Source organism: Pseudomonas sp. PB120 (assembly GCF_009761815.1).
Classification (GTDB): Bacteria; Pseudomonadota; Gammaproteobacteria; order Pseudomonadales; family Pseudomonadaceae; genus Aquipseudomonas.
Window position 1 is genome coordinate 1 of record NZ_RWIN01000050.1, and the last position, 14,319, is coordinate 14,319.

14 protein-coding genes and 1 pseudogene are annotated in these 14,319 nt (G+C 60.1%); 5 read left to right on the forward strand and 10 right to left on the reverse strand.

Going from position 1 to position 14,319, the window contains the following annotated elements; all coding sequences use genetic code 11:
- Positions 1-217: 217 nt before the first annotated feature.
- The 4 genes and pseudogenes from EJA72_RS29660 to EJA72_RS10400 form a co-directional block, all read right to left on the reverse strand.
- Positions 218-1,099 carry a methyl-accepting chemotaxis protein gene (locus EJA72_RS29660; RefSeq protein WP_372240696.1) on the reverse strand — a complete coding sequence of 294 codons (882 nt, stop codon included), beginning with the start codon at positions 1,097-1,099 and terminating at the stop codon, positions 218-220.
- Positions 1,079-2,182, reverse strand: a pseudogene (locus EJA72_RS29665) (HAMP domain-containing protein); the annotation flags it as partial. The gene EJA72_RS29660 and the pseudogene EJA72_RS29665, both read right to left, overlap by 21 nt.
- A gap of 108 nt (positions 2,183-2,290) precedes the next feature.
- The gene (locus EJA72_RS10395) at positions 2,291-3,676 is read right to left on the reverse strand and encodes a PLP-dependent aminotransferase family protein (protein WP_157711378.1); all 1,386 of its coding nucleotides are present in this window, start codon (positions 3,674-3,676) and stop codon (positions 2,291-2,293) included.
- Positions 3,677-3,859: 183 nt separating this feature from the next.
- Entirely contained in the window at positions 3,860-4,621 is a 762-nt protein-coding gene (locus EJA72_RS10400) for an SDR family oxidoreductase (protein WP_157711379.1), read from the reverse strand.
- A 102-nt stretch (positions 4,622-4,723) separates the two neighbouring features.
- Between EJA72_RS10400 and EJA72_RS10405 the strand changes: the two genes are divergently transcribed.
- Together EJA72_RS10405 and EJA72_RS10410 are read left to right on the forward strand one after the other, a co-directional pair.
- On the forward strand, positions 4,724-4,861 hold the full coding sequence (locus tag EJA72_RS10405; RefSeq protein ID WP_157711380.1) for a hypothetical protein: 138 nt from the start codon (positions 4,724-4,726) through the stop codon (positions 4,859-4,861).
- Positions 4,858-5,862 (forward strand): NADP-dependent oxidoreductase, encoded by a 1,005-nt coding sequence (locus tag EJA72_RS10410; RefSeq protein ID WP_157711381.1) that lies wholly within the window; start codon positions 4,858-4,860, stop codon positions 5,860-5,862. The genes EJA72_RS10405 and EJA72_RS10410 overlap by 4 nt, the downstream gene beginning before the upstream one ends.
- Positions 5,863-5,973: 111 nt before the next feature.
- Here EJA72_RS10410 and pyrF read toward each other — a convergent pair whose 3' ends face one another.
- A complete protein-coding gene (pyrF, locus tag EJA72_RS10415) occupies positions 5,974-6,672 on the reverse strand; it encodes an orotidine-5'-phosphate decarboxylase (protein ID WP_027924005.1) in 699 nt (232 codons plus the stop codon).
- Between the two features lie 293 nt (positions 6,673-6,965).
- On the opposite strand from pyrF, the gene EJA72_RS10420 reads away from it, so the two are divergent.
- The 3 genes from EJA72_RS10420 to xopAW all read left to right on the forward strand — a co-directional run bounded on the left by EJA72_RS10420 (position 6,966) and on the right by xopAW (position 9,859).
- The gene (locus tag EJA72_RS10420) at positions 6,966-7,724 is read left to right on the forward strand and encodes a response regulator (protein ID WP_157711382.1); all 759 of its coding nucleotides are present in this window, start codon (positions 6,966-6,968) and stop codon (positions 7,722-7,724) included.
- On the forward strand, positions 7,724-8,773 hold the full coding sequence (locus tag EJA72_RS10425) for a HAMP domain-containing sensor histidine kinase (protein WP_157711383.1): 1,050 nt from the start codon (positions 7,724-7,726) through the stop codon (positions 8,771-8,773). Before EJA72_RS10420 ends, EJA72_RS10425 begins: the two co-directional genes overlap by 1 nt.
- A gap of 234 nt (positions 8,774-9,007) precedes the next feature.
- Positions 9,008-9,859, forward strand: coding sequence for a XopAW family type III secretion system calcium-binding effector (gene xopAW, locus EJA72_RS10430; RefSeq protein ID WP_157711384.1), 852 nt, complete (start codon positions 9,008-9,010; stop codon positions 9,857-9,859).
- Between the two features lie 67 nt (positions 9,860-9,926).
- Here the strand turns inward: xopAW and EJA72_RS10435 are convergent, their stop codons facing one another.
- The 5 genes from EJA72_RS10435 to EJA72_RS10455 all read right to left on the reverse strand — a co-directional run bounded on the left by EJA72_RS10435 (position 9,927) and on the right by EJA72_RS10455 (position 14,306).
- On the reverse strand, positions 9,927-10,982 hold the full coding sequence (locus EJA72_RS10435; RefSeq protein ID WP_157711385.1) for an AI-2E family transporter: 1,056 nt from the start codon (positions 10,980-10,982) through the stop codon (positions 9,927-9,929).
- A 71-nt stretch (positions 10,983-11,053) separates the two neighbouring features.
- On the reverse strand, positions 11,054-11,872 hold the full coding sequence (locus EJA72_RS10440; RefSeq protein ID WP_157711386.1) for a DUF4892 domain-containing protein: 819 nt from the start codon (positions 11,870-11,872) through the stop codon (positions 11,054-11,056).
- 139 nt (positions 11,873-12,011) lie between these two features.
- Positions 12,012-12,866, reverse strand: a complete 855-nt coding sequence (locus EJA72_RS10445) for an alpha/beta hydrolase (RefSeq protein ID WP_157711387.1) — start codon at positions 12,864-12,866, stop codon at positions 12,012-12,014.
- Positions 12,863-13,669 carry an alpha/beta fold hydrolase gene (locus EJA72_RS10450; protein ID WP_157711388.1) on the reverse strand — a complete coding sequence of 269 codons (807 nt, stop codon included), beginning with the start codon at positions 13,667-13,669 and terminating at the stop codon, positions 12,863-12,865. Before EJA72_RS10450 ends, EJA72_RS10445 begins: the two co-directional genes overlap by 4 nt.
- 193 nt (positions 13,670-13,862) lie before the next feature.
- The gene (locus tag EJA72_RS10455; protein WP_157711389.1) at positions 13,863-14,306 is read right to left on the reverse strand and encodes a hotdog fold thioesterase; all 444 of its coding nucleotides are present in this window, start codon (positions 14,304-14,306) and stop codon (positions 13,863-13,865) included.
- Positions 14,307-14,319: the final 13 nt, after the last annotated feature.

The window sequence follows — 14,319 nt, forward strand, 5'->3', positions numbered from 1 at the left end:
GCTGCATGTAGGTGCAGCGAAGCCAACCGGAGGGCAGTGTCCCCGGATGAATACCGGAGCGAAGGAACGCCGAGCCTTAGCGAGGGGCCGGACGCTTGGGGCGAGCCTTTTTTTGCTTACTTTTTTTGGCGTTTGAAAAAAAGTGAGTCGCCGTAAGGGCGAAACCCTAAGCGGCCGTTACCGCAGCAACGGATATGTACTCAACTCAAATCAAAAATCAAAGCCGGAAATGCCCCACCATCCCCTTCAACTCAACCCCCAACTGCGCCAGCTGGTTACTGGAAACCGCATTCCCCTGCATCGCCAGCGACGACTGATCCGCACTCGCGCGGATACTCGTCACACTGCGATTGATCTCCTCAGCCACCGAACTCTGCTCCTCCGCCGCCGCCGCAATCTGCTGATTCATCTGCTGAATCAACGAAACCGCCGCCGCAATACTCCCCAGCGCACTTTCCGTCTGCAACGCATCACTGACCGCCAGCTTCACCAACTCACCACTGCTCTGAATCTGCTGCACCGAAGACTGCGCCGCCGAGCGCAAGGCACTGACCAATCGCTCGATCTCCTCGGTCGATTGCTGAGTGCGCTTGGCCAATGCCCGCACTTCATCGGCCACCACCGCAAACCCTCGGCCCTGCTCGCCCGCCCGAGCTGCTTCAATGGCCGCATTGAGCGCCAACAGATTGGTCTGCTCAGCCACACTCTTGATGACGCCCAGCACCGTACCAATGTTCTGGATTTCTGCGCTGAGGCTTTCAATGCTGGAACTGGCGGAGTTGGCCGAGTCCGCCAGCTGCTCGATCCGCGCCATGCTCTGACGCACCACCGCCTGGCCACTTTCAACCTTGCCATCCGCTGTCTGCGCCGCCTGGGCGGCTTCTTCCGCATTACGCGCAACGTCGTGCACCGTAGCGGTCATCTGATTCATCGCGGTAGCGACCTGCTCGGTTTCCTCCTTCTGGCTGCTGACCTCAAGATTGGTCTGCTCAGTCACCGCCGAGAGCGATTGTGCTGAAGTGGCCAGCTGTTCGATGCCAGCCTGCAAACCACTGACAATACTGCTCAGCCCCGCGCCCATCTGCTGCATGGCCTGCATCAACTGGCCGATTTCGTCCCGACGGGTGACCTCCACCGTCGCACTCAAATCCCCGGCGGCGATCTGTTGGGCCACACGAATCACACTGCGCAGTGGCGCCACAATCAAACGGGTAATCACCAAGGCTGCAATCAATCCGACCAGCAAGGCCAATGCCGAGGAACCGATGATCAGCAGCGAGTTCTTTTTCAGCTCTGCCTGCATTGATTGATCTTCGGCGACATAAGCCTGATCAACCCGCTCCATCACTTGAGAGGCGCGCTGATGCAATTGTTCATAAACTGTTTTTTCCTGGGCCAGCAGGCCGGTGTACTCCGTGAGTTTTTCGCTGAAACTGCCAATGTGGCCAGTCACTTCATTCAGGACCGTCTGATAGCCCTCGTCCTTGACGGTAGTTTTCAGTTGCTCCGCCTGGGCCAGTGCCTGGTCCGCCTGCTCGATCTTGCCCTGCCCTGCGCTGTCGTCGCCCTTGCGACTCTGATCCAGGCGCACACGTGCTTCGTTCATGGCTTGCAACATCAACCGCGACACCTGGCTGACCTGACTGGCTTGTTCAATGAATTGCGAACCGTCCTTGCCCTCGGATTCTTTCAAGGCATAAGCGCCGTCGTCTGCAAGACCGGCCTGCAGCACGTCGAGGTTATTGGCCACGCTGGACACCGACCAACTGGCCATTTCCAGGGCCAGGTCCTTGGCCTGACTGAGCGAGACGAATTCGTCAAAAGCCTTGCGATAGGCTCCAAGGGACTGCTCGACGTCATTCATCACCGGCACGTTGGCCGCGGACGCCTCTTTCAGCTGGTTCGCCAGGACAATCAAGGCGTCGACGCCCTGATGCAGCGCATCGGCGGTTTTCGGATTGCCGTGCAACGCGTATTCCTGTTCGAGCAGTCTCACCTTGAGCAAACCGCTGTTGAGCGACGACATTTGCTTGAGACCATCGAAGCGATGACTGATGGTTTGCAGGGACCATACGCCAATAGCGGCCACCAAGGCTGTCAGCAGCAGTACCAGCACAAACCCGACACCCATTTTTTTTGCCATACCGAGGTTGGCAAAACGTCCTTGCACGGCCGAAATCATTGCGCTTAGTCCCCTGCCATTGTGTGTTGACGCAGATTCGCAACGGGCTTGTGCCAGCACAAGTCTTTGGCGTCGGAATAATGGCAAAAAGCTACGCCAACGTCGTTTTCAGAATGCTTTAGGTCGATCCGGAGCGGTGGCCTGAAAAAACGCCCGAGCCCGTGGATCACAGGCATAGGCCACGTTGATTCGCTGCCAGTCGCTGGCTCCGCCGGCAGGACTGAAGGCTGTCGCAGGCGATAACAAGACACCAAAGCGCCGGGCCTGCAAGCGAACCTGAGCGTAGCTGCATACTCGTGATCGCGCCCAGATGAACAGGCCACCGACGGGTTTGCCAAAGACCTCCCACTCGGCATCTTCAAGCATCTGCAGCGCGGCCTCCCTGTCATTGCTCAAACGCTGGCGCTGACGCTGCACCAACTTGCGATAGGCACCGCTGGTTAACAGGCAGGCCAGCACCGATTCGCAAAACCGTGAAGCGCCCAGGCTGCTGATCATCTTGACCTCCGCGAGCCGCGAAATAACAGTGGCCTCAGCCACCACAAAGCCGACGCGCAACGAACTGCTCAGCGTTTTGGAATAGCTGCCAACGTAGATCACGCGGCCATCCAGCGCGACGAGCCGCGTGCCGGGGCCACTGTGCAAATCGGCAAAGACGTCGTCTTCGATGACCTGCACGCCATGGGTTTTTGCCAGTTGCAGGACCCGCTGCGCCACTGTTGTTGTGAGGCAGCTTCCGGTCGGGTTGTGAAAGAAGCTGTTGATGAACAATCCACGGGGCTTGTGCTTCAGCAAAAGCGCCTCGAGTACCTCGATGTCCGGCCCGCGCGGGGTCCTGGGCACCTCGATCATGATGATCCCGTGCAACCGGAGCAACTCGAACAGCAACGGATAACCGGGGTTTTCCACCACCACGCAATCCCCCGGCTTGAACAAGGCGCGCACGATCAGGTCGAGCCCTTGGCTGGCACCCGCTGTCGTCAGGACACAATTGCCCTCTACCGCGATATCCAGTCGTTGCAGGCGTTTGAGGATTTGTTGACGCAAGGCTGGCAAGCCCAGCGGCGTGCCATAGCTGAACAGTCCGGCCATGTCGGTACGGGTCACCTGACGGATCGCGTAGCTCAGGTCGTCGGTCTCACGCCAGCTTTCGGGAAGTCCGCCGCTGCCCAGGTCCAGCTTCCCCAAACAACTGCTTTGCTTGACCTCGGTTCTTTCATCCCATAGAGAACCCGGTTGATCCTGAGTAACCTGCGCCTCGCCGGCGACGATGAACCCGGCCCCCTGACGCGACGCCAGCACGCCTTGAAACACAAGACGCTCACAGGCTTCAACGACGCTGTGCTGACTGAGCAAATTGATTCGCGCGATTTGCCGTACGGACGGCAGGCGCGTTCCCGGTGGCACTTCGCTGAGATGAAGCCAGCGGGTTAACGCGTCGACGATTTGCTGCACGACCGGCACCAACGCCTGTCGATCGATTCTCAACTCCATGAGCAAGCAAACTCCTGTTCGTTTGACGGGAATCAGTTAATCACAGGAGTGCTTGCCGGGATGTGCGACAACGCCGCTAAAACCCTTGGTTCTAACCATTTGAAACACAATGCCCTCATGCTGGCGGACGCATAAAAAAACCCGCACGAGTGCGGGTTTTCGTTTACTCGATCACGCCATGTTTCAGAAGGCCGTGACACCACCGTCCACTGCCAACGAGTGCCCCGTGGTAAAGGCTGCGCCATCACTGCACAAATACAGCACCGCACTGGCAATCTCCTCGACCTTGCCAATCCGACCCACCGGATGCATGGCGTTGGCAAACTCACCTTTCTTGGGGTCTGCCTCATAGGCACGGCGGAACATGTCGGTGTCGATCACCGCCGGGCATACCGCGTTCACCCGAATTTTTTTCTTGGCGTACTCAATGGCGGCCGATTTGGTCAGGCCGATCACCGCATGTTTCGAGGCCGCGTAAATACTCATCTTCGGCGCAGCACCGAGACCGGCCACCGACGCGGTATTGACGATGGCACCGCCGCCTTGAGCCAGCAGCAGCGGTAACTGGTATTTCATGCACAGCCAGACGCCTTTGACATTGACGCCCATGATCGCGTCGAACTCATCGGCCGTGCCTTCGGCCAGCTTGCCTTTCTCGATCTCGATGCCGGCGTTGTTGAACGCATAGTCGAGCCGGCCGTAGGTATTCACCACCTCGTCCATCAGATTCTTTACATCGCTTTCAAGGGTGACGTTGCAGCGTACGAAGGTCGCTTCGCCGCCCGCTGTACGAATCAGCGCCACGGTGCCCTCGCCGCCCGCCGTGTCGAGGTCGGCGACGACCACTTTCAACCCTTCAGCGGCGAACGCCTGGGCAGTCGCACGGCCGATACCATTGGCAGCGCCGGTCACAACGGCGACTCGGCCGGAAAACGTCATGCTCATTGCTATGTCCTCGGAAAGAAGAATGCGGGGGATCGCGTGTGACCAGTCTAGTCACAGGCACCTGCACCACGGCAGCACTATCAGAAGGCCGGTTGGGCACCCATGAGTGACAGTGATGAAACCACCGGCGCGATTATCACTGCACTGGATCGATGTGCATTCGCCGCATCAGCCAAACTTGCGGCATCGATCATGAAGGTCTATCAACAAGGCTTCATTCATCTTGAGTGCCTGTCATGACTACCCAGACCAATCGCCAGTTCCTGCTCGCCAAACGTCCGGTGGGTGCGGCAACCCGCGAGACCTTTACCTATCAGGAAGTGCCAGTCGGCGAACCGGCGGCGGGTCAGATCCTGGTCAAAAATGAATACCTGTCCCTGGACCCTGCCATGCGTGGCTGGATGAACGAGGGCAAATCCTACATTCCGCCGGTCGGTATCGGCGAAGTGATGCGCGCACTGGGTGTAGGCAAAGTCGTGGCATCGAACAATCCGGGCTTTGCCGTCGGGGACTACGTCAACGGCGCCTTGGGCGTGCAGGATTATTTCCTCGGCGAGCCACGCGGTTTCTACAAGGTCGATCCGAAACTGGCGCCGCTGCCGCGCTACTTGTCCGCATTGGGCATGACCGGGATGACCGCCTACTTCGCCCTGCTCGACGTCGGCGCGCCCAAGGCCGGTGACACCGTGGTGCTGTCCGGCGCGGCCGGTGCCGTGGGCAGCATTGCCGGACAGATCGCCAAGATCAAAGGTTGCCGCGTGGTCGGCATCGCCGGTGGCGCGGACAAGTGCCAGTTCCTGATCGACGAACTGGGTTTCGATGGCGCCATCGACTACAAGAATGAAGACGTCATCGCCGGCCTCAAGCGCGAATGCCCGAAAGGCGTCGATGTGTATTTCGACAACGTCGGCGGCGATATCCTCGACGCCGTGCTGAGCCGTCTGAACATGAAGGCACGGGTGGTGATTTGCGGTGCCATCAGCCAGTACAACAACAAGGAAGCGGTCAAAGGCCCGGCCAACTACCTGGCGCTGCTGGTCAATCGCGCACGGATGGAAGGCTTTGTGGTGATGGACTATGCCGCGCAGTTCGCCGCTGCCGGACAGGAAATGGCCGGCTGGATGGCCAAGGGGCAGCTCAAGAGCAAGGAAGATATTGTCGAAGGACTGGAGACGTTCCCGGAGACGCTGATGAAGTTGTTCAGCGGGGAGAATTTCGGGAAGTTGGTGTTGAAGGTTTAACGACCCCCTGTAGGAACGAGCTTTCTCGCGATGACGGCCTGGCATTCAACATCAATGTTTGATGTTACGGCCCCATCGCGAGCAAGCTCGCTCCTACAGGTTTAGCGGTGCTTAGGCGAGTTCGGCCACTACGGCCGCCAACGCTTTCGCCGGATCCGCCGCCTGGCTGATCGGACGGCCGATCACCAGGTAATCCGAACCCGCATCCAGCGCCTGACGCGGTGTCAGAATGCGGCGCTGGTCATCCTGGGCGCTGCCCGCCGGACGAATGCCTGGGGTCACCAGTTGCAGCGACGGGTGCGCCGATTTCAAGGCCTGGGCTTCCAGCGCCGAGCACACCAAACCGTCCATCCCGGCTTTTTCCGCCAACGCGGCCAGACGCAGCACCTGCTCCTGTGGCTCGATGTCGAGGCCGATGCCTGCCAGGTCTTCGCGTTCCATGCTGGTCAGCACGGTCACGCCGATCAGCAGGGGTTTCGGGCCGGTACGCTGGTCGAGCACTTCACGGCACGCGGCCATCATGCGCAGGCCACCGGAGCAGTGCACGTTGACCATCCACACGCCCATTTCCGCTGCCGCTTTCACGGCCATGGCGGTGGTGTTCGGGATATCGTGGAACTTGAGGTCCAGGAATACTTCGAAACCCTTGTCGCGCAAGGTACCGACGATTTCCGAGGCGCAGCTGGTGAACAGTTCTTTACCGACTTTGACCCGGCACAGTTTCGGGTCCAACTGGTCGGCCAGCTTCAGTGCGGCGTCACGGGTGGGGAAATCCAGGGCGACGATGATAGGAGTCTGGCAGACGGACATGTGCGGGCTCTCAGGCAGGACGAAATCGGCGCGCATTGTAGCGGAACCAGCGCGGCTGCGGGACCCGATGATCGGTAAATCATCGAAACAACTCAGCCAAGACTAGCCCTTTCGCCCATTGTGTCGAGATCGATACACACACGACACGCCCACAACACCCTCTCCCGCTACCCTCGGCGACCGCAACACGTCCTTACAGCACTTCCCGCCTCCGGGCTGGACGCCTATGCTGAAGCCACAACCTCGCAGCCTATCTTTGTGGTTGGCAGCCTACCTGGCAGATGAACGCACGCATGCACAACACCCAAGCTACCGTTAATGACGATCAAAAAGCGCCCGGCGATGACAAACGGTGGAGCATTCGCGCCCTGATCGTCGACGATGACGTCCCGATCCGCGAACTGATGATCGACTACCTCGCCCGGTTCAACATCCATGCCAGCGGCGTCACCGATGGCGCCGCCATGCGCCTGGCGATGCAGGCGGAACATTTCGACGTGGTGGTGCTGGACCTGATGCTGCCAGGCGAAGACGGTTTATCGCTGTGCCGCTGGTTGCGCGCCGAGTCGGATATTCCGATCCTGATGCTCACTGCCCGCTGCGAACCCACCGACCGGATCATCGGCCTGGAACTGGGCGCCGACGATTACATGGCCAAGCCGTTCGAGCCGCGCGAACTGGTGGCTCGGATCCAGACCATTCTGCGTCGGGTGCGCGACGACCGTACCGAACAACGCGCCAACATCCGCTTCGACAATTGGCGCCTGAACAGCGTGTTGCGGCAGTTGATTGCCGCCGATGGCCTGGTGGTGCCGCTGTCCAACGCCGAATTCCGCTTGCTCTGGGTGTTCATCGAACGCCCGCGCCGGGTGCTCAGCCGGGAACAATTGCTGGATGCCGCCCGTGGTCGCTCGATCGAAGCCTTTGATCGCAGCATCGACCTGCTGGTCTCGCGCCTGCGCCAGAAACTGGGTGATGACCCGAAAGCCCCTCAGCTGATCAAGACCGTTCGCGGCGAGGGTTATCTGTTCGACGCGCGAGACATCGGCTGATGCGTGCGCGCTTCGATACGCTGTTCGGCCGTCTGTTTGGCGTGCTGCTGGTAGCGATTATCCTGGCGCATCTATTGGCATTTGCCTGGTTCCACCACTACGGGCCACCGCCTCCCCCGCCACCGCCCGAGTTTGCCGAAGGCTTCGACGGGAAACGCCCGCCAATGGACCCTCGTCTCGATAGTCGGCCACCGCGGCCGTGGTTCGGCGGGCCCTTGGTCCCCCTGACATTCCAGCTGGTCTCGCTGATCATTGCCGCCTGGTACGGCGCCAAACTGCTGAGCCGGCCGATCCAGCGCCTGAGTGACGCGGCCGAACGCTTGAGCGAGAACCTCGACAGCGAGCCCCTGGATGAGTCGGGCCCACGTGAGGCACGGCAAGCGGCGCACACCTTCAACAAGATGCAGCACCGTATTCGCGAGCAAGTGCAGCAACGCTCACGGATGCTTGGCGCCGTATCCCACGATCTGCGCACGCCGTTGTCACGCCTGAAACTGCGACTGGAGCAGATCGACAACGAGAAGCTTCAGGGCCAGATGCGTCAGGATCTGGATGACATGATCAGCATGCTCGACGCGACGCTGACCTACCTCCACGAACAACGCACCAGTGAAGCCCGGCAGTGGATGGACGTGCAGGCGCTGATCGAGTCACTCTGCGAAAACGCCCAGGACCAGGGCGCTGACGTCCAGGCCAACGGCCACTGCGCGCCGCTGCAAGTACAGCCGATGGCGTTGCGTTCGTGCATCAACAATTTGCTGGACAACGCCCTGCGCTATGCCGGACACGGGTTGATTACGCTTGAAGACAATCGTGAGCAACTGGTGATTCGGGTCATCGACCACGGGCCGGGGATCGCGGCGGATAAGCGTGAAGCCGTGTTTGAACCGTTCTTCCGCCTGGAAGGTTCGCGTAATCGTAATTCGGGCGGGGTCGGCCTGGGCATGACCATTGCCCGTGAAGCCGCCGAAAGGCTGGGCGGGCGATTGAGCCTGGAAGAAACGCCTGGTGGCGGGCTTACTGCAGTGATCCAGTTGCCACGATCTTGAGACGCACATAAATCACTCTGTAGGAGTGAGCCTGCTCGCGATAGCGGTGGGTCAGTCAACATTAATGGCGAATGAACGACCGCTATCGCGAACAGGCTCACTCCCACAGGGATCTGCGTCGACCAGTTGACTGTGTACCGAACGGTACAAACCTCACATACCCACGACACCTTGCCCCTTGAGGCTGCATAAGCCGGTGCACCCACCGGTTTCCCATTCCAAGGAGTGAGCCCAATGATCGGTAGCGTCAGTAACTACACGAGCTATACCAGCACCAGCAGCACCTCCACCAACAGCGCCCGCAGCCAGCAATTTCAGAAAGAGCTGCTCGCCAAGCTCGATACCAACAGCGATGGCGCGGTGGATCAGGACGAACTGAAAAGCGCCCTGTCGCAGAAATCCGACGACGGTTTGCTGGTCAGCCTGAGCAAAAATTTCGCCGATCTGGACAGTGACGACAGCGGCAGCCTGAGCAGTGAAGAGATGGCGGCGATGGCCCCTCCACCGCCTCCACCCCGAGACGAAGCACCGAACACCGAGCTCGCCGATGCGCTGATCAGCGCCCTCGACGCCGACGGTGACGGCGCCATCAGCAGCGACGAGTTGAGCAACGGTTTGACCAGCGCCGGCAGCAGTGCCGACAGTAAGGAAATCTTCTCGGCATTGGACAAGAACCAGGACGGCACCGTCAGCAAGGACGAGCTCGCCGCCAGTCTGACCCCGCCTCCACCGCCACCGCAGCAGGTGTCCAGCGACGAGCTATTCAGCCAGCTGGATGCGGACAGTGATGGCAGCGTCACGGCCACCGAATTGAGCAGCGCGTTGCAGGCCAGTGACAGCACCTCATCGACCAGCACCGACACCAGTGCCGCGCTGCTTAAAGTGCTGGACAGTGACAAGAGCGGGGGCGTCAGCAGTGACGAATTGAAAGCCGCGCTACAAGCCGGTCGCGAGAAAAGCTCCGACAGCTCGACTGATCAATCGAATGTGTCCGAAGCGCTGAACAAGATGATCGCCAACCTGAGCAAACAGTACTCGCTCGACAAGGTGGCGACCGTGGGCAAATACCTGAACGTGGCAACCTGAGTCAAAAGCTTTGTCGGATTGCCGCCCGGAACCGGCTCCGGGTGGCGATTCGACGAGGGGCATTAGATCAAGGCCGGCGATCTTCAACCCGTGCATGGCTTTTGCTCCAGTCGGTCAACAGGCTGTAAGCCACCGCCAACAATGTCGGGCCGATGAACAACCCGATAAACCCGAAGGCAATCAAGCCGCCAAACACGCCCAGCAACACGATCACCAGCGGTAAATTCCCGCCACGGCTGATCAGATACGGCTTCAGTACGTTGTCGACCCCACTGATGATGAACGTGCCCCAAATCCCGAGAAACACCGCCATCCCGTACTCACCCTTCCACGCCAGCCAGGCCGTTGCCGGAATCCACACCAACGGTGGCCCCATCGGAACCAGGCTCAGCAAAAACGTTACGATGCCAAGCACCAGCGCCCCAGGCACTCCGGCGATCAAAAAGCCGATCAATGCCAGGACCGCCTGAGCCGCCGCCGTGCCGATCACACCGTTCACCACACGTTGAACCGTGCCGGCCACCAGCTCGATGTAATATCCGGCACGTTTTCCGATCAGCCGTTCCAGCAACCCATGGACAAAGGCTGCCAACCGAGGTCCGTCGCGGTAGAAAAAGAACACAAAGACAATACTCAACGTCAGCTCGAGAATCCCGCCGCCAATCTGCGCACTGCGCGCCAGCAGCCAGTTCCCCACCTGTCCCAGGTAAGGCCTGAGCGAAACCATCATCGCCGCGCCCTGCTGATCGACACTGTTCCAGATCACCGCCAGCCGCTCACCTACCAAAGGAATGCTACCCAACCAGGCCGGCGCCACGGGTAAACCGTCGACCTGCACATCCTTGATGAAGGCCGTCGCATCGCGCACATGGTCCACCAGGTTGAACCCCAGCCACACCAGCGGCACCGCCACCAGCAACATCCAGCCAAGGGTCAGCAACGCCGCTGCCAGGGTTTCGCGTCCATTGAGCAGTCGGGTCAACAAACTCATCAGCGGCCAACTGGCAAACGCCAGCACCGCCCCCCAGAACATCGCCGACCAGAACGGCGCCATTACCCAAAAGCTCGCGCCAAACAGCACCAGGAGCAGGATCTGCACCAACAGCCGATCGTTATTGATCATCCAGGTCTCGAAAAAAGTCAGTTCGCAAAAAAGAGTAGGCGAACGCGGCGGACGCGCTCACCTGATGAAGCTTATCGCAACAATTCGATGTGCAGGCCGACACCGTCAACGCTGCCGGTTTCCATCCGTGCCGCCCGGACGCCCTGGGTGATCAATGCCTGGCGCCAGGCTTCGGCGTTCACCCCGGAAATATTCACCCGAAGGGTCGTGTCCAGGTTCAGGCCGCGTGACAGCAAGCGCAACCAGGTATCGTCCGGGGCCTCGGTCAGTTTGGGGAAATCGAGTTCGCCGGTGCTCTTGAGTTGCCGCAACAAGGTCGCCGAAGTCGGCAGCAAATCGCCCAAGGGCGCCGCGGCGTCGAACTGTTCGACATGCAGATAGGCTTTGCGATTACCGCGAGTGATGCTGTAGAGCGCCACCAGCGTGCTGTCCTGTGGCGCCGCCAGACGCAACAGCAAATAGGCCTGGTGATCGTCGGCACCGTAGAGCTTGGCGTTGCCGAACACTTCGTTGGCCCACAGGCTGCTTTCACCGCAATCGCGGGCCTGACACCAGAACAGCAACTCGGCGCCCTGCTTCTGCAAGGCTTCGCGAGCGGCAGTGAAAGCTTCGGTGGAGGAATGCTCGGGCGGTAATTCATAGGTAACCGAAGTGGTTTGCCCACGCGCGGTGACCTGGCCGTCGAAACGCAACTGACCGCTGATCTTGCGGATAGACCCCAACGGATAGATCCGCTCGAGTTCCACAGCGGGGCGATAGTCGACGATTTGCGCATCGGTCATGCGCGGCACGATCGGCAGATCCTGACTGCCGGGAACGTCGGCGGCAAACGACAAGGGACTGAAACAGCACAGCGCCAGCACACTGAATGAACGCTTGGATAGGTTCATCGGATCGGCATGGCCTGGGCGGTTTTGACGACGCGGACATCAGGGACCTTGTGGCCATTCATGGTCGCAGCGGTGTAGATATCTATCATGGTTGTCTCCCTTTTCAACCCGCCCAGCCTCGACAGTTGCCCGGCGCAAGTCAAGGAACGGCGAAGAACCGATTGAAACAGTCTGCGACAAGGTCGGCACCGGGTTCATCATTCAGGTGTAAATGATGGCCGCCAGGCAGCTGTTCTCGGCTAAAGGGTAGACGCTCCAGCAATTCGGGATGTTTGGCGAGCATGCCGTCGGCCGCCACCACCAACACCGCGGGGCAACTGACCCGCTGGGCGAAGGACATGGCCTGCTCGGTTGTAAGACGCAGCGGCGATGGCAGCGTAAGGCGGTTATCGGTGCGCCAGGTGTAACCGCCCGGTACCGGCATCAACCCACGCTGGGCCAGCAGTTCGGCGGCCTCGCGGCTGACGGCCACCAGACCTTTCATGCGCGCCTCGATGGCACGGTCCTGCGTGGGGTAGACCGGTTTGCGTTTTTCCCGCAGATCCAGCTGCGCTTGCAGGGCCATGCCCATGCGTTCGGCGGCATTTTCGCCTTTGTCTGTAGGAGGAATGATGCCGTCGATCAAGGCCAGATGGGTCACACGTTCCGGCATCGAACCAGCAATGATCAACGAAGCGATCGCGCCCATGGAATGCCCCATCAGCGCGAACTTCTTCAATCCAAGCTGTTCGGCGACTTGCAGCACATCGTGGGCGTAGTCCCACATCGCGTAACCGGCGCCAGCGGGGCGGTGCCCGGAGTGACCGTGGCCGGCCATGTCCAGGGCGATGATGCGCAAGCCTTTGAGCTTGGGTGCCAGGCGGGCGAAGCTGTTGGCGTTGTCCAGCCAGCCATGCAATGCAATCACCGGCAGGCCGTCTTCAGGGCCGAACAAGTGCGCCGCCAGTTCAATGTGCGGCAGGCTCAGGCGAACTTCTTCGACGATGTGGCTCATGCGCAATCCTGTTGGCGACGACCTTCCCAGCGGCTGAACAGATTTTTCAGGAGCGTGGCGGTGTCCTGTGGACGTTCGAGAGGAAACATGTGGCCGCCACGCATGGTCAGGGACTCACCCAGCGGCATACGTCCCACGGAGCTGGCGTGATGACGCATGACCACACGGCTCTCGTGCCCACGAACCACCGCCAGCGGCACTTTCAGCTGCTGCGTGCGACCGGGGCTGGTGTGAGGTACGCCACGGTAAATGCTGATTTCCGTGGCCGGGTCGAAGCGCAGGCGAAGCTTGTCGCCCACTTTGTGCAATCCGTGTTGCAGATAGGCGTCGAAGCATTCCGGGTCGAATGCACGGAACAGGGTTTTGCCGGAGAAATAAAGCCGGGCAGTTTCCAGATCGGCGAACTCTTCCCGACGCCCCAGCGTGCGGCCAGCCGGGGTGAGGCGGTCGATAAAACCAAAACGCTTGGCGGCACGGATGACCCATCGATCCGCGCGGGTCAGTACTGGTGAATCGAGCATCACCACACCGCGATACAGTTCGGGGCAACGCAACGCCGCATGCAGGTGCAGCACGCCACCAAAGGAGTGCCCTACCCCCCACACCGGTTCCGGTTGCTGCCTCAGGTGATGAATCAACTCATCCACCAGATTGTGCCAGTTGTCATCCGCCGGAAAACGCGGGTCATGGGCATGCTGTTCCAGATGCGTCACCTGATACTCGGGCGCCAGCGCCGCGAACAACTTGCCGTACGTCCCCGAAGGAAATCCATTGGCGTGGGCGAAAAATATCTGTTGCGACATACCGGCAAATCCATGAGCGAGAACAGGCGTTGATTGTCCGCAAGACGACGTCCAGCAGCAATGACCGTAACTGACAGGAATGATGACAGTCCGGCCACGTCTATGAACCACGTTATGCCGGACTGAATGTGACTGGGCCCGCTTCGCAGCCCAGCGGGAGCAAGCTCCCTCGCCACAATGGAAGCATATGCCGTCAACGGGCGGGCGGGTTGTCCCCCAACGGCACGATGGCCATGGTCAATCGCGACACACAACTGGCCTTGCCCTCGTCGCTGGTCAGGCGGATATCCCAGACATGCGTGGTGCGACCAATATGAATCGCCTTGGCCACTGCCGTTACCCGCCCGCTGCGCAAACCGCGCAAGTGGTTGGCGTTGATCTCCAGACCGACGCAGTAGAATTTGCTGGTGTCGATGCACAGGTAACTGGCCATCGAGCCGAGGGATTCGGCCAACACCACCGAGGCGCCGCCGTGCAGCAAGCCATAGGGCTGGTGAGTGCGGTGGTCAATGACCATGCTCGCAGTCAGGGACTCTTCGTCGAAGGATTCGAAGCGGATATCCAGTAACTCACCGATGGTGTTTTTCTGGATCGCGTTCAACTGTTCGAGATTGGGAGTGGTGCGCCACAGACTCATTACCGATCTTCCT

Coding starts and splice junctions, on each gene's coding strand:
- EJA72_RS29660 (WP_372240696.1), bottom strand. CDS start 1,099: ATGCAGGCCATGCAGCAGATGGGCGCGGGGCTGAGCAGTATTGTCAGT.
- EJA72_RS10395 (WP_157711378.1), bottom strand. CDS start 3,676: ATGGAGTTGAGAATCGATCGACAGGCGTTGGTGCCGGTCGTGCAGCAA.
- EJA72_RS10400 (WP_157711379.1), bottom strand. CDS start 4,621: ATGAGCATGACGTTTTCCGGCCGAGTCGCCGTTGTGACCGGCGCTGCC.
- EJA72_RS10405 (WP_157711380.1), top strand. CDS start 4,724: ATGAGTGACAGTGATGAAACCACCGGCGCGATTATCACTGCACTGGAT.
- EJA72_RS10410 (WP_157711381.1), top strand. CDS start 4,858: ATGACTACCCAGACCAATCGCCAGTTCCTGCTCGCCAAACGTCCGGTG.
- pyrF (WP_027924005.1), bottom strand. CDS start 6,672: ATGTCCGTCTGCCAGACTCCTATCATCGTCGCCCTGGATTTCCCCACC.
- EJA72_RS10420 (WP_157711382.1), top strand. CDS start 6,966: ATGCACAACACCCAAGCTACCGTTAATGACGATCAAAAAGCGCCCGGC.
- EJA72_RS10425 (WP_157711383.1), top strand. CDS start 7,724: ATGCGTGCGCGCTTCGATACGCTGTTCGGCCGTCTGTTTGGCGTGCTG.
- xopAW (WP_157711384.1), top strand. CDS start 9,008: ATGATCGGTAGCGTCAGTAACTACACGAGCTATACCAGCACCAGCAGC.
- EJA72_RS10435 (WP_157711385.1), bottom strand. CDS start 10,982: ATGATCAATAACGATCGGCTGTTGGTGCAGATCCTGCTCCTGGTGCTG.
- EJA72_RS10440 (WP_157711386.1), bottom strand. CDS start 11,872: ATGAACCTATCCAAGCGTTCATTCAGTGTGCTGGCGCTGTGCTGTTTC.
- EJA72_RS10445 (WP_157711387.1), bottom strand. CDS start 12,866: ATGAGCCACATCGTCGAAGAAGTTCGCCTGAGCCTGCCGCACATTGAA.
- EJA72_RS10450 (WP_157711388.1), bottom strand. CDS start 13,669: ATGTCGCAACAGATATTTTTCGCCCACGCCAATGGATTTCCTTCGGGG.
- EJA72_RS10455 (WP_157711389.1), bottom strand. CDS start 14,306: ATGAGTCTGTGGCGCACCACTCCCAATCTCGAACAGTTGAACGCGATC.